This window comes from Hyphomonas sp., from assembly GCF_017792385.1.
Lineage (GTDB): Bacteria > Pseudomonadota > Alphaproteobacteria > Caulobacterales > Hyphomonadaceae > Hyphomonas.
The window spans coordinates 1760079-1778585 of the sequence record NZ_CP051230.1 but is presented as its reverse complement, the minus strand read 5'-3'; the positions used below and the strand labels follow the sequence as shown (position 1 = coordinate 1778585).

Sequence of the window (18507 nt, the reverse complement as noted above, 5' to 3'; positions counted from 1 at the left end):
GGAATGCAGGCAGATAGAAGGGCCTCGCTCAAACGTGATCACATGGTGAGCCTCGCCTCTCCCGGGAAACAGCGCGCACGAAAAAGGCGGCCCCGGGATGGAGCCGCCTTGTTCAGACCCGAAACCGGGGGACTAGTTGACCGGTGCAGCGGCCGGCTGGGCGCCGGCCGGGTTCTGCGCGCGAACCGCACGCTGAATGACAGTCTGCCAGTTCATCAGCGAGATCAGGTGCGCATAAATCGCGCCAAGCGCGCCATTGTCGCGCAATTCCATGAATTTCTCGGCTGGCAGGGCGTTCAACTTCTCTTCGGAAACGGCCCAATAGTCGGCAATCTTCTGCTGCTCACCCGTGGAATTGCCCTGCATGTCGCGCGGCTGGAAGGAGACGGTCTTCTGCTCGAACAGGTCCATGTCGCGCAGGATCTTGCCGAATTCGGTCGTCGCCTGGCGCTGGCGCTCGAATTCCTTGCAGAATTCGATGGCGTCATTGGTGAACTTGCTCGGCTGGCCATTCTCGAAGAAGGGCACTTCCGGCTGGTTGGTGACCATCGGCGCAGACCGGTCCACGCACAGGACCAGACGATCGGACCCTTCATCGGCGGCGAACACGAAAGGATAGCGGCGCACAAAGGCCGGGACATAATGATCGTCGGCCACGAAACCGCGATCATCGACATACAGGTTCTGGCCCTGACGGATGCCCATGACGGCGACCGGGGTGCGGTCATCGCCAACGAAGATCAGCGGGTAGAAGCTGGCGGCGCGGCCGAATTCCGACACGGTCACCGGCACAGCGTGGGATTCCCGCAGGAACGCAAAGGGCTGCTCGATCTGTTTCACGCCGAGACCGGCATGCGCTTCTGCTGACAGCGGTTGCGGCTGCTTGTAGAACATCACATTGCCCGAAAGGGCCGGTTGTCCGCCCGCTGGCGGGGTTGCAGGTGTTGTGTTCACGTTGGAGACTCCCGAATTGTTGACGGATCGTTACCGGAAATAACCCTGGGTCACAACACCCGAATCAGGGCGAGATACAGTCAGGAAAAGGTCACATAGCTGTAATGATTCCGCGCCTCCCGGCCCCGCTGAGAACTGTTGCCCTCACGGCGATTTCCGGCATCGCCATCGTCTCGTTCCTGGCGGCATGCGCACCTGCGGTCGACGATGCCGGCACCCCGCGCCGGATTGCACGCGAGGTGGACGAGTTGCTGACCTCCATCGCGGTCAATGAACTGGCCGACGATCCGGAACTTGCCACGCGGCTGGGGCTGACCGAGGAATTGGCGGGATACCGGTTCAACACCTATCTGACCGACCGGTCGCAGGCAGCCTATGAACGCAGCCGGGTCAAGCGGCTCGAGACGCTGGAGGCGCTGCTGTCCGCCCCGCGACCGGCCGAAGGCGGCCGGCAGGCCGGGCATCTCGATACGGTGATCCGCGCCTATGAAACCGCCGAGTCGCTGTTCGTCACAGGTCATGGCCAGACCGGGCTGGGCCGCGCCTATCCCTATGTCGCAGACCATATGCGCGGGGCCTATATCGATGTGCCGGACCTTTTGACCGGCGCCCATCCGTTCAACACGGCCGCGGATGCACGGGACTATGTCGCGCGATTGTCCCAGTTTGCCGGGGCGCTGCAGGATGAGCGCCGCCGCCTGCAGGCAGATGCCCGCGCGGGCATTGTTCCGCCTGCAATGGTTCTGGAGCGGATGCAGGCGCTGGCCGGACAGATCGGCGCTCCGCCCGCCGAGACACATGTCCTGGTGACCACATTCGACAATCTCGTATCCGGTGCGGACGGTCTTGCGCCGGACGAGGAAGCCGAACTGAGAGGACGCGTGCTGGATCTGGTGCAGACAGACATCCTGCCGGCCTATGCAGAATTCTCGGCAGCCCTGGAAGGCCTGAAAGCGGACGCGCCGGAGGATCCGGGTGTGTGGCAATTGCCCGGTGGCAATGCCTATTATGACTCGGTGCTGGCGGCCTATACCGATGAGGGGCTGAGCGCCGAGACCCTGCATGCGCAGGGCCTGGCGGAAGTCGAGCAGCTGACGCATTCCCTGCTGGCGGCCCTGGAAGCTGAAGGGTTCACAGAGGGAACACTGGCCGAGCGCCTTGCGGCGCTGGCCGCTGTCGAAGGCCAATTGTACGAGGACACGCCAGAGGGCCGCGAGGCCCTGCTTGCCCGCATGCGCACGCACCTGGCCCGCGCGGAAGCCGCCCTGGCGGACATCATGCCCGCCATGCCGCGCACCGGCGTCACCATTCGCGCGGTTCCGGATTTCCTGCAGGCTTCTGCGCCATCGGCCTATTACAGTGCCGCCCCGGCCAATGGGTCCGCCCCGGCGCAATTCGAGATCAATCTGGCGCAGATGACCGATTGGCCCGATTTTGCCCTGGCGACGCTGGTGTTTCACGAGACGGTCCCCGGCCATCACCTCGAAAGCGCTCTGACGGCGGAGCGGTCCAACCTGCCCCTGATCCGGCAAATGGTCTGGAATGTTGCCTATGGCGAAGGATGGGCGGTCTATGGCGAAATCCTCGCCCATGATGCCGGCCTGTATGCGGACGATCCATTGGGCCGCATCGGATTCCTGCAATCGCTCCTGTTCCGCGCGGCGCGACTGGTCGCCGATACGGGAATCCATCGGGACCAGTGGACCCGGCAGGAAGCCATCGATTATCTGGTCGAGACGACCGGACAGTCTCCTGAATCGATGGCGCAGGAAGTTGACCGGTACGCGGTCTGGCCCGGCCAGGCGGCGGCTTATTGGGTGGGTGCAAGGAAGATCATGGATTTGCGTGAACGATCCCGGCGCGTGCTGGGACCGGATTTCGACCTCGCGGAATTCCATGATGTGATCCTGGAACGCGGCCCTCGCCCCCTCGCCCTTCTGGAGGAGGATGTGGAGCGCTGGTACATTTCGAAGCTCGATCCCGATAATTAGGAAATTGCCCCAATCAATCCGGGCTTCGCCTTATTGATGCCATGAGCGAATTACCATCCTGTCATTTCCGAGGACGAAATGAGGAGGGACGATCATGAATTTCAAGGGACTGGTTCTGACAGGGGTCGCGGCCGCCGCCATGCTGGCTGCCTGCCAATCGAACGACACGGCCACCGGGGGAGAGGCCAGTCAGGACACGATTGTTGTAACCGGCAACAAGACGGACGGGACCGCGCCACCACCGCCTCCGCCGCCGCCCCCCTCCCCCGTCATGGCCATGGAAGCCCCTGCGGGATATGCGAAAGCCTCGCCGCGGCACATGCAGGGCCCCGTCATGCAGCCGCCGGCCCCTGAATTCCGCGATCAGTATGAGGATGTTGACCAGAACCCGGTCAAACTGGTCAGCGAGGAGCCGGTCTCGACCTTTTCGATCGATGTGGACACGGCCTCCTACGCCAATGTCCGCCGCTTTCTCGAAGACGGTGTGCTGCCCCCGAAGGATGCGGTCCGTATCGAGGAATTGATCAATTATTTCGACTATACCTATCCGCAACCTGCAGAAGATGGGCCCCCCTTCTCCACGCAGGTGAATTTGATGCCGTCTCCCTTTGCCGACGGACGCGAGCTGATGCAGATCGGCATTCAGGGCCGCGATATTGATGAGACCGCCCGCCCGCCGATCAATCTGACCCTGCTCATGGATGTGTCCGGGTCCATGTTCTCTGACGACAAGCTGCCGCTGGCCAAACAGGCCATCAAGCTGATGCTGGAAGAGATGGAGCCAACCGACACAATTGCCATCGTTGTCTATGCGGGCGCAGCCGGGGAAATCCTGGCGCCGACCCCTGTGAGCGAGAAGCGCAAGATCGTGGCGGCGCTGGAAGAATTGCGCGCCGGCGGATCAACGGCAGGCGGGGAAGGCCTGCGCCTGGCCTACTCGCTGGCCGAACAGGGCCTCAAGGAAGACGCGGTCAACCGGGTGATGCTGTTGACGGATGGCGATTTCAATGTCGGCATTTCCGACCCGGAACAACTGGAAGATTTCGTCTCCCGCAAGCGTGAGACCGGCATTTATCTCTCCGTGCTCGGTTTCGGCCGTGGCAATTACAATGATGCCATGATGCAGAAGATTGCCCAGACCGGAAACGGCACGGCAGCCTATGTGGATACGCTGAGCGAAGCCCGAAAGGTTCTGGCCGATGATCTGGCCGGGAACATCTTTCCGATTGCGGATGATGTGAAGATCCAGGTGGAATTCAATCCGGCGCGCGTCGCGGAATACCGCCTGATCGGATACGAAACGCGGCTTCTGGACCGCGAGGATTTCAACAATGACAAGGTGGATGCCGGAGATATCGGTGCGGGCACCAGCGTGACGGCGATCTACGAAATCACACCGGTCGGATCGAACGCGACGCAGATCGACCCGCTGCGTTATGGCGACACGGATACCCGCAGGGATGATCCATCCGGCGAGTACGCCTATGTGAAGCTGCGCTACAAGGCACCGGGGGAAGACACATCGACCCTGCTGGAACGCGCCGTGACCCTGGCGGACCGTGTGGACAGTATGGACCAGGCCCCGCAATGGGCGCGCTTTGCCACCGCCGTGGCCGGCTATGGCGAAATGCTGAAAGGGGGTGAAGCCCTCGGCACCGGTTTCGGCTGGGAGGAAATCCGAAATCTGGCGAATGGCGCCAAGGGCCCTGATGAATTCGGCTATCGTGCCGAATTCGTGAACCTGACCCGGCTGGCCGAGACGGCCGAAGCGCAGGCTGCCCTGCGCCGGCAGGGACAGGAAGAATAGGTCAGGCCGCGATCGGCGCGTCTTCGGCCCGGCTGCGATCCGACATGCAGACCGGGCTGAAGCCGGCTTCGATATCATCCACCATCAAGCGGCGCGTGCGGGCATCAAACTCGGTGGCGAGGAACACGGCGCGCGCACCATAGCGTTCCGCGTCGGCCAGCGCCCAGATGGGCTGGATGTCGTTCGGCTTGCCGGACAATTCGATGGTGCGGATGATGCGCCAGCCATATGTGTCTGGCGCTGCGAACAATGCCACGCCGGCCGTGCGCGCCCAGGGCGCATCCAGAGGGACCCGCTTGAAATCCCAGGCCTTGCCTGACCGTCCCCGAAATCTTACGTCGATACCCATGTTCATGCTCCGTTCCAATGAGCATGTTCCTATAATGTTCCATATCGTTCCGCAAGAAGTTTTTGGTTAACAGCGAGTTAACTGATTTGATCGAATTTACTCGACCACGCGGAAGCGGCTGCGGTCGAACACGCGCAGGACCTGCGCCAGTTCCCGGCCCCGCCGCAGGACCTGACCCGCCTGCCCATAGACCACATACTGGCCCTGCATATTGGCGAGATGGGGCTGTTTCTCGATCCGCCAGGTCGGGTTTTCGGCGTGTCGTCGGAAAATGGCAAAGATCGCGACATCCTTGTGCATGCCGATGGCGTAATCCCTGGCCTCACCGGCCATGACCAGCCGACCATAGACATCGAGAATCGGCTGGAGCTCAGTCTTGTGGAATGCGATTCGCGGTTCCGGGGACGTTATCCGGTGCGTGTTTTCTGCCATTTTTCCCTTTCTGGTTTCTCCTGAGACGCGAAAAGGTGGCCCTTAAGCTCGCCTAAACGCAATTTAATGCAAAACCGGGTCAATTGGGGCGATTTTGCCATGTTTACGCCTTGCGCCCGCCCCCGACGACAATCATCTTCTAATTGTCGGGCGGAGGTGTTCAGCAGACACCCCGGACCCATCAGCCCCCCCAGCCCCCTGGGGCGTTTGTTCAGCCTCTGTCCGACATCTTCCCTCATGCGACACCCGAATTATGTTTTCGTGGCTCCATTGGGCCGCGTCACCGGCAGGGCGTCAAGCAATGGCTTGGCGAACCGGCCAATATTGCGCCCGATGCCCGAAGCCAGTTTCAGCCGGCGATCGATATAGGCGTCGAGGTCCTCCCCGTCGGGGGCGTCCAGCCAATACATCACAATCGGGGGAATCACCGCCGCCAGCAGGCCGCGCTTGGAATAGCGATTGTAATCGTCCGACGTGTCCCCGGCCGCATCCCAGACCATGTCGGCGACGCGCCAGGTGCGCTGTACAGCCGGGCCCGTGCCCCAGGGCAGCAGGCCCCGGATGGCCGCACGGCGCACCGCTTCCCGGTCCGGCTCCAGCACGGAGAGCCAGGCCAGTAGGCCGGCCTTGACCCGGCCGGGCGTGTTCAGGCCCGCGAGATCCTGTTGTGACAAATGCTCCAGCGCGGCCTGCCCGGCCCGGTCGAAGAAGGCGTCGATCAGGTCTGAAATGCCATTTGGTGCGGCCAGGGCCTGCTCGCCCGGCGTCAGGCCGGCCCGGTCTGCCGCCACCGCCGCCGCGGCCTCGGTCCAGCCATCGAACGGCACATCCGGCAGGAGGGCGTCCAGCCAGCGGAACCTCAGGGTTTCTGACGGCGTAGATGACATGACTGAACCTCATGGCTTTAAGGGCTTGGCCAACAGGCCGGACCCGTGATATAGGCGCCGCTTCCGAGGTCTCCAGGCCTCAACGCTATGCATCGGGGCGACGCCCCCAACGAATGGAGAAGAACAATCGTACAGATCGTCGTCCGCGATAACAATGTCGAGCAAGCCCTGCGCGCGCTGAAGAAGAAAATGCAGCGCGAAGGCCTGTTCCGGGAAATGAAGGCCCGTCAGTACTTCGAAAAGCCGTCCGAGAAGAAAGCCCGTCAGCGCGCTGAAGCGGTTCGCCGCGCTCGCAAGCTGGCGCGCAAGCGCGCCCAGCGCGAAGGTCTGGTCTAGACCCGCTTCCGGATAACCGGTTTCCAAAAAAGCCCTGCCAGTTCGCACTGGCAGGGCTTTTTTTCATTGGGGGAGGACTAAGCCGCCTTCCCTTTCAGGCCGATCATCCGCTTCAGCATGCCGCCCATGTCGCCGATGCCGGCGCCGTGGACCGCGCCGGCGCGGTAGACCTTGGTCGACAGCCAGAGGATCAGCAGCGCAAAGGCCGCCATCAGGCCCATCTGGGCAAGGACTTCCCAGAGCGGCGGGTCCTGCGGCATGCGCAGGATCAGCAGGAAGGGTGTGAAGAACGGGATCCAGGACGCGATGTCCACCAACGGTGAGCCCGGGTCCTGGAACGTGATGAAGATGGCGAACATGGGCAGCATCAGCAGGATCATCATCGGGCTGAGCAGGGTCTGCGCCTCCTGGATCGTGTCGCAGAGCGAGCCGAGCGCCATGAAGGTCATGCCGTACATGATATAGCCCAGCAGGAAACTGATCAGGCCCGGCACGATGATGGCCGGATTGGCAAGCGCCGCCATGAAGGGCGCGATCGCATTGCCGACGCCGGGAATCTGGGTCGACACGATTGTGCCGCCCGCAAAGGCAAACAGGCCCCAGGACAGCATCATGGTGGAGGTGACCGCGAACACGGCCAGCAGCTTGCCCGCCAGCAATTCCGGCAGTTTCACCGAAGTCAGAAGCGTATCGAAAATCTTGTTCGAACGTTCCTCGATCGTGCCCATCAACAAGTACTGAATGATCGAGAACACCATCAGCCAGAGGAAATAGGCCAGACCACCTGCCACAAACATCGGCGCCCGGTCTGCCATCGTGACTTCCGCGCCGGTGGTGTCCTGTTCCTCCACAGTGCGAATGCGGCGCGCGGGAACATCGAACGCGCCGGCGTCCACGGTCTTCAGGAAATCCTCGCCGAGACCGGCGTCTGCCAACGCCTCCCGGCGGGCCAGACGCAGCATGGCGGATTTGGCAACATAACGCAGCTGGTCGACATTGACGTCGTCGCTCCAGTATTCCAGCTCGCCGCCACCCTCGGACAGGATAAAGGCCGCGAACAATGGCTTGTCGCCGAGCGGCCCGGAGACGGTGCGCTCCCCCAGCAGGTAGGGTCGCAGCCCATCAATCGTTGTGGCCGGGGCCGGGACCTGGATGAATTTGCGGCTCGCCGGGTCAACTGGATCCGTGTCCGGGGCAGACTCTTCCGGCACGGGCAGGTCCAGTTGTTCGACAAGCTCGCTGGCGCGTTCGGCATCGGCCTGTTCGCGGCGCTGGAACTCTGCCTCGATGGCTTCGGCGTATATGCTGCCGGGTTCGACCACCGCAAAATAGCGCACCGGGGAAGACTGGGCCGCAAAGGTTGCGAGCGCCGCGCCGATGATCATGAAAAGCGGCACGGCGGCGAGGCTGAGCCAGAAGCCCCACGCCTTCACATAGCCCAGATAGTCACGGCGAAAGATCAAGAGAATATTGCGCATCAGGCAGCCTCGTCTTCGGCAAGGGACGCTTCGAGCGCGGCGGCGTCGGCCTCGCTGACCAGGGAAACGAACACGTCACGCAGGCGGGCCTCTTCGGGCGCAAACCCGGTGATCGGAGCCCCCGCCTCCAGCGCGGCGCGCAGGGCATCCTGAGCCTCCCGGCCCGGCGGAAGATCTATCCGCCAGGTATCGCCATGCCCGGAATCGGCCGTGCGCGTGGCATTGAAGCCCTTTGGCGTCAGGGCGGCGGCGAGATCGAAGCCGGCTTCCACAGAGATCCGCGCGCCCTGCCCCAGCGTGGCAAAGGCTTCCTTCAAGGTGCCGTCCAGCACCTTGCGGCCCCGGGCCATCATCACGATGCGGTCACACAGGCGTTCGGCATGTTCCATGACATGCGTTGAAAACAGGATCGTGGCCCCGCGCGCATGTTCGGCCCGGATCAGGTCTTCCAGCGCCTGCTGGTTGACCGGGTCCAGCCCCGAAAACGGCTCGTCGAGGATCAGGAAGTCCGGACGGTGCGCCAGCGTGGAAAGGATCTGGACCTTCTGCGCCATGCCCTTGGACAGTTTCGAAATGCGGGCCCGGCTGAACTCGCCAAGCCCGGTCGCCTCCAGCAATTCGTCGGCGCGGGCGCGGGCGTCCGGCGCGCTGAGCCCTTTCAGCCGGGCGAAATGCGTGATCGTGTCCCGGGCGGTCATCTTCTTGTAGAGGCCCCGCTCTTCCGGCAGGAACCCAACGCGCTGCAGCGCGCGGACATTCGGGCGATCGCCGAACAGGCGCACGTCCCCGGAATCCGGCTCCATGATGCCCAGCCCCATGCGCAGACTTGTCGACTTGCCCGCGCCATTCGGGCCGAGAAAGCCGATGATCTGGCCTTCCGGCACTTCGAGGGACAGGCGGTCCACCGCGGTGAACGCGCCGAAACGTTTCGTCACGGCCGACATGACCAGCGGGGGTGAAACCATGTTTTCGGCGTCCTTTCACGCGGAGGGCGTCGGTGCGTTAGCGATTCTCGATATGGATCACCCTCAATTGTCCGAAACGCCTTGCCAAGCCCTTAAAGGAGTCGCAGCATCCTCATGGATGAAGACGATGCCTCCCCTTTCAGGAACGGATCGCCTGATCGCAGATGCAGGCGCTGACGGCGTGCAGCGGCCTTCGATATCATTGGAAAAATATGCGCAGCAACTCGCCCGCATCGAGTCGGCGCTGGCCCGGATGGAGTCCGGACGCTACGGGTTTTGCACCGGGTGTGACAGCCGCATACCGCTGACCCGCCTGCGGGCGGATCCGGCGACAGAGACCTGCGCGGACTGCAAGGAGCCCGCGACTCTTACAGTCTGAGGAGTGTCAGAGTACCAGGCCGAACAGGGCAATGAAGAGCTGGACGACCAGAGCCAGGATCACCATCAGCACGACGGTTGCCATCCAGCGGCCGCCCAGATTCATGACCAGTCCGGCCACGACGCCGAAGATGGCCATCAGGCCGAGCGACACCATCCAGTTCATGCCGATGGCAATTGCCAGTGTGGCATAGCCAACCGTGAGGATGACCAAGAGGCTGCCCCAGATGCTTCCGATGATGAAGCCGTCCCAGGTCGCTTTCTGGTCGGTGATGTCCATTTCTCCGCGATGATATTCGCTGGCAGCCATTTAGGGCACTCCCCGTCAAAATCCTTGAACCCTGCGTATTATATGAGGGTATGGCAGGGTCAAGCGCGTCAAAGCGATCCAGTTCAGTTTACCTGCTTGTCGGTCTTGGGTGGACGCGGTGTCAGGGCACGCGGCAATGGCGCAGCCGGCACCCCCTCTTCCCGCAAGGCCTGCGATTCCTCCGGCGTGGTTTCACCCCAGATCGGACGAGTGTCCTGTTCGCCATAGAACATGGAACGGGCTTCGTCGGCGAAACTGTCCCCGACATAGTCGAAATTGCGCGCGACATGGTCCCGCGCCTTGCTGAGGAATTCCCGCGCAGCCGCCGCTTCGTCGGAATCGCCGCGCGGCGCACCCGAGGTCGAGACAGACGGCGCCATGATCTGCTTGGCGACATGTGTGCCGCCGCATTCCGCACAGCTGATCAGACCCTTGCCGGACAAATCGTCAAATGCCGCTGATGATGCAAACCAGGATTCGAAATCATGGTGGCAATCAGAACAGGTGAGCGCGTACCGGATCATGGGCGTATCGCATCAGGCCTCGAGCAGGGAGTCCAGCTTGCCGGAGCGCTCCAGGGCCATCATGTCATCGCAGCCGCCAATATGCGTCTCGCCGATGAAGATTTGCGGAAACGTCCGGCCGCCGCCCGACCGCTCGACCATCTCCGCCTTTTTTGCGGCGTCCATGCCGGCGTCGATTTCGTTGAACTTCACATTCTTGGATTTCAGCAGGGAAACGGCGCGCGTGCAGTAGGGACAGAACTGGCGCGTATAGATCGTGACGTCAGACATGAAATGGGGGCTCCTGAACAGGTTTCTTCCCGATCTATATGGTGAGATCGGTTTCGCGTACAACGCGCGCAAGCACCAGCACGTCCACTTGTCGCGCTCCTGCCTGTTTCAGGGCACGGGCGCACGCTGAGACGGTGGCCCCGGTGGTGAGGACATCATCAACAAGCAGGACGCGCCGATCCCGCACCAGGGCAGCGGCCCGTTTGGAGATGGCAAAGGCCCCGGCCACATTCCGCCGACGGGCCCGCGCGCTCAGCCCCCCTTGAGTGGGCGTACGCCGGCGGCGCTTGACGAGGTGCACATGGCACGCCACTCCGGCGCGACGCGCAATGCCCTGCGCCAGCCATGCCGACTGGTTGAACCCGCGCCGGACGAGCCGAGTGTAATGCAGGGGCACGGGCACAATGAGGTCGGCTTGCGCAATGAGGGGCGCGCCGGCCCGGTGCATCCATCCCGTCATGGTGGACAATCCATCCCGCCGTCCGGAGCGCTTGAGGTCAAGGATGATGCGGCGGCTGGCGGCGTCATAGATGATGGCGGCGCGGGCCCGGTCCCAACGCGGCGGGCGGGCAATGCAGGCGGCGCAATGGGTGTCCGGGCCGAGATCGATCTCCATCGGCCGGCCGCAGGCATCGCAAACGGGGTCTGACAGGAAGCCGATGGCCGCGAATTCCGCCGCCGACAGCGGCCCCTTGCCTGCCCCCCTCTGGCCGCTCACCAGGGATCGCTGGGGCCAGAGAAAATCAGCCGCACCGCGCAAAAGCCCCTTTGCCATACGTGCCGGCGGGTCCATATCGCTGCTCATGCCGTCCCAGCCCCCTCCAGATCCGACGCCCCCGCGCCTGTTCGATCGTGACCGCGTGGCCCGCAACCGAAACCGGGCCGCCGCGCAGTTCGAAAACTATGACTTCCTCAAGGCCCGCGTGTCGAGTGATATCGCCGACCGGCTGGCGGACACGTCCCATGTCTTCCCGCGCGCCCTGGATCTCGGCGCTCATGACGGCCAGCTGGCCGGGCTGATTCGGGCGGGCAAACAGGTCGAAACCGTGGAGGCCGGAGACCTGTCGGAACGGATGGTGGCCCTTGCGGAGGCCGGAGGCTTGCACGCACGTCTCATGGATGAAGAAAATCCGGGGCTCGCTGCAGGCAGCTATGACCTGATCGTTTCCGCGCTGTCATTGCACTGGGTGAATGATCTGCCCGGCACGCTGATACAGATCCGGAACGCCCTGAAACCGGATGGGCTGTTTCTGGGCGCCCTGTTCGGCGCTGGCACGCTGGCGGAATTGCGATCCTGCCTGATGGAAGCGGAGACCGAATTGCGCGGGGGAGTCGCCCCGAGGGTCTCTCCCCTGCCGGGCCTGCGGGACATGGCCAGCCTGATGCAACGTGCCGGATATGCCCTGCCCGTGGTCGACCGGGACACGGTCGTGGTGCGGTATGCCGACCCGATGACCCTGCTGGAGGACCTGAAGGGCATGGGCGAACGGGCCGCCTTTTCAGCCGGGACCATGCGGCCCCTGACCCGCTCGGTGCTGCATCGCGCCCTGAAGCTCTACCGGGAAGGGTTCAGCGATGCGGATGGAAAGGTCCGGGCAACGTTCGAAATCGTCCATCTGTCAGGCTGGCACCCGGCAGACAGCCAGCCCAAACCCCTGAAACCCGGAAGTGCGCGCGCCAGCCTGGCCGACGCCGTGAAAGGCCATCGCCAATCCTGACACCCGGCCTGATGCGGCACGTCGTGTCAGTTGATTTCCGTTCTGACCGTCGTGAGCGTGTTGTTCACCGATGATCCCATGGCGACAAGGCCGCCCATGATGGCAACGGCGATCAGCCCGACAAGCAGACCGTATTCGACAGCCGATGCGCCTGCCTGATCGCTCGTGAAGCGGCGAAAGATGGTCCGGGATGCAGTCATGAACACTCCGCGTTCGATGCCCGGCCTGCAAGAACGTCAAACAGGGGAATGTCTGCCGCCGGCGCCGGGTAGTTGTGCAGGTCCGAAGATTTGACCCATGCGAAGGTCTGACCCTCCCGTGGCACCACGTCTCCATCCCAACTTTTCGTTGCATAAAGTGGCATTAAAAGGTGAAAATCCTGATAACCATGGCTTGCAAATGTGACAGGTTCCAAAGAGGCCTCGTCCACCATGATGGAAAGCTCCTCGCGCAATTCCCGCACCAGCGCCTGCTCCGGGGTCTCGCCAGCCTCTACCTTGCCCCCCGGAAACTCCCACAGGCCGGCCATTGCCTTGCCTTCGGGCCGTTGCGCGAGAAGGATGCGCCCATCTGAATCATAGAGCGCCGCGGCCACCACAAGCACCATGCGGCGCGTCATGTGCGATAGGCCCCGTTGATGTCGACATAGGCATGGGTAAGGTCGCAGGTCCACACTGTGTGCGACTGGTCGCCCACGCCGGCATCGACGCAGATGGTGAATTCCGGCTGGGCAAACACGGCGCTGGCGGCCGCTTCGGAGTAGTTTTCGGCCCGGGAGCCGTTTTCCGCCACCAGGACATCATCAAACCAGATCGACAGCTGGTCCATGCGGATCGGCTCCAGCGACTTTCCGACCGCCATGACCACGCGTCCCCAATTGGCGTCGCCTGCCGCCATCGCCGTCTTGATGAGGGGGGAATTGGCGATCTCGCTGGCGATCACCTTGGCGGACTGGCTGGATACGGCCCCCTTCACGGTGATGGTGACAAACTTGCTGGCCCCTTCCCCATCCTTGACGATGAGGTGCGACAGATCCTGGCAGACCGCGTGCAGTGCGTCCGCTAATGCCTCGAACCGAGGATCTTCCGGCGTCCGGATCGGTGCCATGCCGCTGGCCCCTGTCGCGAACACCATCAACGTGTCGGACGTCGATGTATCGCCATCCACGGTGATGCTGTTGAAGGTCTGGTTGGTGATGTCGGCCAGCAGGGCCTGTAACAGGCCCGGCTCGATCGCGGCATCCGTGAAGACGTAGGAGAGCATGGTCGCCATGTTCGGCGCAATCATGCCGGACCCTTTCGCGATGCCCGCGAAGTGTACCGGCGTGCCGTCCAGGTCCAGCGTGCTGCCGGCGCCTTTCGGGAACGTATCGGTTGTCATGAAGGCGCGCGCCGCCGCTTCCCAATCCGGCGGGGCCAGTTTGCCAGCCAGTTCGGGAACCATCATGCCGACATAGTTGGGATCGGAAAGGGGCTCGCCAATGACCCCCGTGGCGGCGAGGAAACATGTCTCTTTCGGGACGCCCAGCGTTTCGGTCATGGCCTTGAGCGTCGCCTCGTTCTTGAGAACACCCTTTGGACCGGTGAAGGCATTGGAATTGCCCGCATTGACGACCAGCGCGCGAGCCGCCCCTGCCCCCTGTTCGAGCGCCTCGCGGCACCAGAGCACGTCCGCCGATGCCGTGTTGGACACCGTATAGACGCCGGCACAGGCCGTGCCCTCATCAAGAACGAACAGGAACATGTCGTCGCGTTCCATGCCGCGCCGGGCGTAGAATCCTCGCGACCCGGTGGCGGCGCGAACGCCGTTGACGACTGGCAGATCCGGAAAGCGGGCCGGGGCGAAGGGCGAAGGTGTCAGATTCAAAGCTCACGTCCTTGTGGTTCGGATGCGGGCTGCTCTTTGATGAGATCGCCTTCACTTTCAAGCGAAAGTGCAGAATCGGGCACGATATGGGTCGATTTCTCGCCCTTTTCGATCTTGGCCTCGGTCCGCAGGCGCCGAAGAATCTTGCTGACCTGGTTGAGCGTCAGGAAGGTGACGATCTCCGGACGCATCTCGTCGCGCGTCTTGGGCGGGCTGGTCCGGCGGTCCTTTACTTTCAGAATGTGCCAGCCATCGGCCGACAGGAAAGGTTCGGACACTTCGCCCACTTTCGTGTTGGCGATCACGACCGGGAAGGGATCTGCCATATTGTTCGGCGAGACATAGCCGAGGTCCCCATTTTCCATGCGCGTTGTGGAATCGAGAGAATTCGCGACGACAAGACTTTCGAATGTCGCCCCTTCCTCGATCTGCTGATAAAGCGCGCGGGCTTCCGCCTCGGTCTCCACAAGGATGTGTGCAATCGAAACCTCGTCATCTTCCTGCTGCAGGGCGACCTGTTCCTTGTACATGGCCTCGATGCTGTCCTCGTTCACTTCCGACGCCACGAGGCTCTCCACCAGGAGATTGCCGAGAATGCGCTCCCGCGCGACCTCGAGACGACGTTCGGCGGTCGGCCCCTTGTCGAGGCCCCGCGCAAGCGCCTCCTGCGCCATCAGTTTCTGGTCGATGAGCTGATCGAGCACGAGATCGTAATTCTCGTCGCCCGGACCGAATTCCTGTCCCGGGGAAATGAGCCCGCGGGCCACTGCCTCGAGTTCGACCTCGCTGACATGGATCGGGTCTCCATTGACCGAGACTGCCGTGGCCGCCTCCACCTGGATGACCGGTTCTTCCTCAACCGGGCGGCCACATGCGGTAGCGAGCAGCGCGAGCGCCACGGACATCGAGATCAGGATATTTCGCGAAAAGGGCTTCAGAAGCAGCACGGTAAAGTCTCCTCTAGGCTGAGGGCGCTGCATTGACACCCCAATGCGGCGTTCTTAAGTCTGACCCGCACGCTGGTCGAGGGGTTTCAGCCAGCGCGTGCGCGGTGGGAGAACCCACAAGAATTCTGCCGGTTCCGCTGTCAGGATTAGAGTTTTGTCGCCCCAGATCAATTGGTGCTGCCTGATATGCTTTCCGTTGCCCGCAAGATTTTCGGTTCCGTCAATGATCGCAAGCTGAAGCCGCTTCGCGCGCGCGTCAATCGGATCAACGCCCTGGAGCCGATGATGGAGGCGCTCTCGGATGAGGCGCTGAGAGGCAAGACGGAAGAGTTTCGCAAGCGCCTGGCAGATGGCGCGACCCTCGACAGCCTGCTGGAAGAAGCGTTTGCCGTGGTGCGCGAAGGCGCGCGCCGCTCACTCGGCATGCGGCATTTCGACGTCCAGTTGATGGGCGGCATGGTGCTGCATTCGGGCAATATTGCCGAGATGCGCACCGGTGAAGGCAAGACGCTGGTGGCTACCCTGCCCGTCTATCTGAATGCGCTGGAAGGCAAGGGCGTGCACGTCGTGACCGTGAACGACTATCTGGCCAAGCGCGATGCCGAATGGATGAGCCAGGTCTACAGCTTCCTGGGCATGACGACCGGCATCATCGTGCATGGCATCTCCGACGAGGAACGCCGCAAGGCCTACGCGTCCGACATCACCTATGGCACGAACAACGAATTCGGCTTCGACTATCTGCGCGACAACATGAAATACTCGCTGGACCAGATGGCCCAGCGCGGTCACCATTTCGCCATCGTCGACGAAGTCGACTCCATCCTGATCGATGAGGCGCGCACGCCACTGATCATTTCCGGCCCTACGGATGACCGGTCTGAACTCTACATGGCGCTCGATGCCCTGATGCCGCGCCTGGTGGAGGAAGACTACGAACTCGACGAGAAACAGCGCTCCGTCACCTATACCGAAACCGGTACCGAGAAGATCGAGCAATGGCTGACTGAATCGGGCACGCTGGAAGGCTCGATGTGGGAACCGGCCAACATCTCCATCGTCCATCATGCCAACCAGGCGCTGCGGGCCCACAAGCTCTACACCCGCGACAAGGACTATATCGTCAAGGATGATCAGGTGATGCTGATCGACGAGTTCACCGGCCGGATGATGGAAGGCCGCCGCCTGTCCGAAGGCCTGCACCAGGCCATCGAGGCGAAGGAACGGGTCGATATCAAGCCAGAGAACCAGACGCTGGCGTCGATCACCTTCCAGAACTATTTCCGCCTCTACAACAAGCTGGCCGGCATGACCGGTACGGCGCTGACCGAAGCCGACGAATTCGCTGACATCTACAGTCTTGGCGTCGTGGACCTGCCGACCAACAAGCCGATCCAGCGCATTGACGAAGACGACGTCGTCTACCGCACGGCCAAGGCGAAATATGCCGAGATCGTCAAGGATGTCCGCGAATGCCACGCCAAGGGCCAGCCGGTCCTGCTCGGCACGGCGTCCATCGAGAAGTCGGAAATTCTCTCCAACCTGCTGATGGCCGCGAACATTCCGCACAAGGTGCTGAATGCCCGCCACCACGAGCAGGAAGCCCAGATTGTCGCCAATGCCGGTGTGCCGGGTGCGATCACCGTGGCCACCAATATGGCTGGCCGCGGCACCGACATCCAGCTGGGCGGCAATTTCGAAATGCGGCTGGAACAGGAAAAGGCCGAACAGGAAGCCAAGCTGGGACGGCAGCTGACCGAGAGCGAACTGGCCCTGCTGACCAGCCAGATCAAGGCCGACATCGAGGTCAAGAAAAAGCGCGCCCTGGATGCTGGCGGCCTCTATGTGCTCGGCACTGAACGCCATGAAAGCCGCCGCATCGACAACCAGCTGCGCGGCCGGACGGGTCGTCAGGGGGATCCGGGCAAGTCCAAATTCTACATCTCCATCGAAGATGACCTGATGCGCATCTTCGCTGCCGAGCGCATGGACAATGTGATGCGGCGGCTGGGCATCAAGGAAGATGAGGGCATTACCCATCCCTGGATGAACAAGGCGATGGAGACGTCCCAGAAAAAGATCGAGCAGCGCAATTTCGAGATCCGCAAGAACGTCCTGAAATATGACGATGTGATCAATGACCAGCGCAAGGCAATCTTCGAGCAGCGCATGGAGTTCATGCGCGCCGAGAATGTCTCCGACACCATCCTCGACATGCGCGAAGATGTCGTCAACAACCTTGTCTCCCGCACCATGCCGGAAAAGGCGTATGCGGAGCAGTGGGACATTGAAGGCCTCGCCGAAGCGCTGCGTCAGGATTTTGCCATCGACATGCCGGTGAAGGAATGGGCCGCGGAGGAAGGCGTTGCCAACCAAGAGATCGCCGAGCGGATCATGACCGGCGTGAACAAGGTGTATGAGGCAATCAGCGAACAGGTCGGCCTTGAGCAGATGCAACGCATCGAGAAGCAGATCCTGCTTCAGGTCCTGGACATGCGCTGGCGCGAACACCTACAGATGATCGACCAGCTGCGCTCGGTCATTCACCTTCGCTCCTACGGCCAGCGCGACCCGCTGAACGAGTTCAAGGAAGAAGCCTTCAACCTGTTCTACAATCTGCTGAACGAGCTGCGTGCCACCGTGACCCGCTCGCTGATGCATATCCGCGTACAGCCCCCGGCCGATCAGCAACAGCGCCCGGCGCCGCAACCGGCCCCTGCCCCGCAGATGCGCGAGACGCATCTTGATCCGGATACGGGCGAAAACGAGATGTCGGACGACGATACGCCGCCGCCCGGACCGGCCCTGCAACAGGCAGAGGAAAGCTGGGCCAACACGCCGCGCAACGCCCCCTGCCCGTGCGGATCCGGCAAGAAGTTCAAACACTGCCATGGCGCGCTGATCGGCCAGAAGGTCTGATCCGGAACAAGCCGGCCCGGTCCGCGTTTGCCTGATGAACACCCACAAGGAGTTTCATCATGGGCCGGACCTTAACCGCCATTCTCGCCTTTCTGTGCGTCGCCTTCGTTTTGGCGCTCGGCTGGTTCTACCTGCAGGAAGGCTCGTTTGAAGGCGCAGGCGCACGCATGGATGCGACGCTTGAACGCTTGCCGGAAGAGACCTCTGAATTTGCAGATGAGGTATCCGATGCGGCCGACGAAATATCTGACGAGCTGGATCAGGACGGCTCCCCGAACCGGTAACCACGTCACATCATGACCGCAATGTAACCTTGGACTGGTCCCGGCCGCGCCCAGTCCCCGCCGCACATGGTTGGTCATAAGTCATGTCTCCA

At 62.4% G+C, this 18507-nt stretch carries 21 protein-coding genes; 7 read left to right on the top strand and 14 right to left on the bottom strand.

Annotation, left to right across the window (positions count from 1 at the left end):
* Positions 1-132: 132 nt before the first annotated feature.
* Positions 133-954, bottom strand: coding sequence for a SapC family protein (locus HF955_RS08890; protein WP_291079186.1), 822 nt, complete (start codon positions 952-954; stop codon positions 133-135).
* A gap of 104 nt (positions 955-1058) precedes the next feature.
* Between HF955_RS08890 and HF955_RS08885 the strand changes: the two genes are divergently transcribed.
* Positions 1059-2945, top strand: coding sequence for a DUF885 family protein (locus HF955_RS08885; protein ID WP_291079185.1), 1887 nt, complete (start codon positions 1059-1061; stop codon positions 2943-2945).
* 94 nt (positions 2946-3039) lie between these two features.
* Positions 3040-4752, top strand: a complete 1713-nt coding sequence (locus HF955_RS08880; protein WP_291079184.1) for a VWA domain-containing protein — start codon at positions 3040-3042, stop codon at positions 4750-4752.
* A gap of 1 nt (position 4753) precedes the next feature.
* Here the strand turns inward: HF955_RS08880 and HF955_RS08875 are convergent, their stop codons facing one another.
* The 3 genes from HF955_RS08875 to HF955_RS08865 all read right to left on the bottom strand — a co-directional run bounded on the left by HF955_RS08875 (position 4754) and on the right by HF955_RS08865 (position 6420).
* On the bottom strand, positions 4754-5101 hold the full coding sequence (locus HF955_RS08875; RefSeq protein WP_291079183.1) for a hypothetical protein: 348 nt from the start codon (positions 5099-5101) through the stop codon (positions 4754-4756).
* 96 nt (positions 5102-5197) lie between these two features.
* A complete protein-coding gene (locus HF955_RS08870; RefSeq protein WP_291079182.1) occupies positions 5198-5533 on the bottom strand; it encodes a DUF2794 domain-containing protein in 336 nt (111 codons plus the stop codon).
* A 251-nt stretch (positions 5534-5784) separates the two neighbouring features.
* Positions 5785-6420: a COQ9 family protein gene (locus HF955_RS08865; RefSeq protein WP_291079181.1), complete on the bottom strand. Its 636-nt coding sequence runs from the start codon at positions 6418-6420 to the stop codon at positions 5785-5787.
* A gap of 87 nt (positions 6421-6507) precedes the next feature.
* Here HF955_RS08865 and rpsU point away from each other — a divergent pair, with 87 nt between their 5' ends.
* A complete protein-coding gene (gene rpsU, locus HF955_RS08860; RefSeq protein ID WP_291079180.1) occupies positions 6508-6756 on the top strand; it encodes a 30S ribosomal protein S21 in 249 nt (82 codons plus the stop codon).
* A gap of 77 nt (positions 6757-6833) precedes the next feature.
* Here the strand turns inward: rpsU and HF955_RS08855 are convergent, their stop codons facing one another.
* Complete coding sequence (locus tag HF955_RS08855) at positions 6834-8234, bottom strand: ABC transporter permease (RefSeq protein WP_291079179.1); 1401 nt, start codon at positions 8232-8234, stop codon at positions 6834-6836.
* A complete protein-coding gene (locus HF955_RS08850; protein ID WP_291079178.1) occupies positions 8234-9199 on the bottom strand; it encodes an ABC transporter ATP-binding protein in 966 nt (321 codons plus the stop codon). Before HF955_RS08850 ends, HF955_RS08855 begins: the two co-directional genes overlap by 1 nt.
* A gap of 127 nt (positions 9200-9326) precedes the next feature.
* Here HF955_RS08850 and HF955_RS08845 point away from each other — a divergent pair, with 127 nt between their 5' ends.
* The gene (locus HF955_RS08845) at positions 9327-9578 is read left to right on the top strand and encodes a TraR/DksA C4-type zinc finger protein (RefSeq protein ID WP_291079177.1); all 252 of its coding nucleotides are present in this window, start codon (positions 9327-9329) and stop codon (positions 9576-9578) included.
* A 6-nt stretch (positions 9579-9584) separates the two neighbouring features.
* Here the strand turns inward: HF955_RS08845 and HF955_RS08840 are convergent, their stop codons facing one another.
* From HF955_RS08840 to HF955_RS08825, 4 genes are all read right to left on the bottom strand, one after another.
* Positions 9585-9887, bottom strand: coding sequence for an aa3-type cytochrome c oxidase subunit IV (locus tag HF955_RS08840; RefSeq protein ID WP_027836923.1), 303 nt, complete (start codon positions 9885-9887; stop codon positions 9585-9587).
* Between the two features lie 83 nt (positions 9888-9970).
* Entirely contained in the window at positions 9971-10411 is a 441-nt protein-coding gene (locus HF955_RS08835; protein ID WP_291079176.1) for a DUF1178 family protein, read from the bottom strand.
* A gap of 12 nt (positions 10412-10423) precedes the next feature.
* Positions 10424-10681, bottom strand: a complete 258-nt coding sequence (grxC, locus tag HF955_RS08830; protein ID WP_291079175.1) for a glutaredoxin 3 — start codon at positions 10679-10681, stop codon at positions 10424-10426.
* Positions 10682-10715: 34 nt separating this feature from the next.
* Complete coding sequence (locus HF955_RS08825) at positions 10716-11486, bottom strand: ComF family protein (RefSeq protein ID WP_291079174.1); 771 nt, start codon at positions 11484-11486, stop codon at positions 10716-10718.
* On the opposite strand from HF955_RS08825, the gene HF955_RS08820 reads away from it, so the two are divergent.
* Positions 11485-12399, top strand: a complete 915-nt coding sequence (locus HF955_RS08820; protein ID WP_291079173.1) for a methyltransferase domain-containing protein — start codon at positions 11485-11487, stop codon at positions 12397-12399. The genes HF955_RS08825 and HF955_RS08820 overlap by 2 nt on opposite strands.
* 26 nt (positions 12400-12425) lie before the next feature.
* Here the strand turns inward: HF955_RS08820 and HF955_RS08815 are convergent, their stop codons facing one another.
* The 4 genes from HF955_RS08815 to HF955_RS08800 are packed head-to-tail and all read right to left on the bottom strand — an operon-like array spanning position 12426 to position 15212.
* Positions 12426-12599 (bottom strand): Flp family type IVb pilin, encoded by a 174-nt coding sequence (locus tag HF955_RS08815; protein WP_291079172.1) that lies wholly within the window; start codon positions 12597-12599, stop codon positions 12426-12428.
* Positions 12596-13018: a (deoxy)nucleoside triphosphate pyrophosphohydrolase gene (locus tag HF955_RS08810; protein WP_291079171.1), complete on the bottom strand. Its 423-nt coding sequence runs from the start codon at positions 13016-13018 to the stop codon at positions 12596-12598. Before HF955_RS08810 ends, HF955_RS08815 begins: the two co-directional genes overlap by 4 nt.
* Positions 13015-14265 (bottom strand): bifunctional glutamate N-acetyltransferase/amino-acid acetyltransferase ArgJ, encoded by a 1251-nt coding sequence (gene argJ, locus HF955_RS08805; protein WP_291079170.1) that lies wholly within the window; start codon positions 14263-14265, stop codon positions 13015-13017. The genes HF955_RS08810 and argJ overlap by 4 nt, the downstream gene beginning before the upstream one ends.
* Positions 14262-15212, bottom strand: coding sequence for a peptidylprolyl isomerase (locus HF955_RS08800; RefSeq protein WP_291079169.1), 951 nt, complete (start codon positions 15210-15212; stop codon positions 14262-14264). The genes argJ and HF955_RS08800 overlap by 4 nt, the downstream gene beginning before the upstream one ends.
* Before the next feature lie 186 nt (positions 15213-15398).
* Here HF955_RS08800 and secA point away from each other — a divergent pair, with 186 nt between their 5' ends.
* Both secA and HF955_RS08790 read left to right on the top strand, forming a co-directional pair.
* Positions 15399-18131, top strand: coding sequence for a preprotein translocase subunit SecA (secA, locus tag HF955_RS08795; protein WP_367279785.1), 2733 nt, complete (start codon positions 15399-15401; stop codon positions 18129-18131).
* A gap of 59 nt (positions 18132-18190) precedes the next feature.
* Positions 18191-18415 (top strand): hypothetical protein, encoded by a 225-nt coding sequence (locus HF955_RS08790; protein ID WP_291079167.1) that lies wholly within the window; start codon positions 18191-18193, stop codon positions 18413-18415.
* Positions 18416-18507 lie beyond the last annotated feature (92 nt).

Excerpts from the sequence above, each read along its gene's own strand:
- HF955_RS08885 (WP_291079185.1), top strand. The coding sequence starts at position 1,059 with ATGATTCCGCGCCTCCCGGCCCCGCTGAGAACTGTTGCCCTCACGGCG.
- HF955_RS08880 (WP_291079184.1), top strand. The coding sequence starts at position 3,040 with ATGAATTTCAAGGGACTGGTTCTGACAGGGGTCGCGGCCGCCGCCATG.
- HF955_RS08875 (WP_291079183.1), bottom strand. The coding sequence starts at position 5,101 with ATGGGTATCGACGTAAGATTTCGGGGACGGTCAGGCAAGGCCTGGGAT.
- HF955_RS08870 (WP_291079182.1), bottom strand. The coding sequence starts at position 5,533 with ATGGCAGAAAACACGCACCGGATAACGTCCCCGGAACCGCGAATCGCA.
- HF955_RS08865 (WP_291079181.1), bottom strand. The coding sequence starts at position 6,420 with ATGTCATCTACGCCGTCAGAAACCCTGAGGTTCCGCTGGCTGGACGCC.
- rpsU (WP_291079180.1), top strand. The coding sequence starts at position 6,508 with ATGCATCGGGGCGACGCCCCCAACGAATGGAGAAGAACAATCGTACAG.
- HF955_RS08855 (WP_291079179.1), bottom strand. The coding sequence starts at position 8,234 with ATGCGCAATATTCTCTTGATCTTTCGCCGTGACTATCTGGGCTATGTG.
- HF955_RS08850 (WP_291079178.1), bottom strand. The coding sequence starts at position 9,199 with ATGGTTTCACCCCCGCTGGTCATGTCGGCCGTGACGAAACGTTTCGGC.
- HF955_RS08845 (WP_291079177.1), top strand. The coding sequence starts at position 9,327 with ATGCCTCCCCTTTCAGGAACGGATCGCCTGATCGCAGATGCAGGCGCT.
- HF955_RS08840 (WP_027836923.1), bottom strand. The coding sequence starts at position 9,887 with ATGGCTGCCAGCGAATATCATCGCGGAGAAATGGACATCACCGACCAG.
- HF955_RS08835 (WP_291079176.1), bottom strand. The coding sequence starts at position 10,411 with ATGATCCGGTACGCGCTCACCTGTTCTGATTGCCACCATGATTTCGAA.
- grxC (WP_291079175.1), bottom strand. The coding sequence starts at position 10,681 with ATGTCTGACGTCACGATCTATACGCGCCAGTTCTGTCCCTACTGCACG.
- HF955_RS08820 (WP_291079173.1), top strand. The coding sequence starts at position 11,485 with ATGCCGTCCCAGCCCCCTCCAGATCCGACGCCCCCGCGCCTGTTCGAT.
- HF955_RS08825 (WP_291079174.1), bottom strand. The coding sequence starts at position 11,486 with ATGAGCAGCGATATGGACCCGCCGGCACGTATGGCAAAGGGGCTTTTG.
- HF955_RS08815 (WP_291079172.1), bottom strand. The coding sequence starts at position 12,599 with ATGACTGCATCCCGGACCATCTTTCGCCGCTTCACGAGCGATCAGGCA.
- HF955_RS08810 (WP_291079171.1), bottom strand. The coding sequence starts at position 13,018 with ATGACGCGCCGCATGGTGCTTGTGGTGGCCGCGGCGCTCTATGATTCA.
- secA (WP_367279785.1), top strand. The coding sequence starts at position 15,399 with ATGCTTTCCGTTGCCCGCAAGATTTTCGGTTCCGTCAATGATCGCAAG.
- HF955_RS08790 (WP_291079167.1), top strand. The coding sequence starts at position 18,191 with ATGGGCCGGACCTTAACCGCCATTCTCGCCTTTCTGTGCGTCGCCTTC.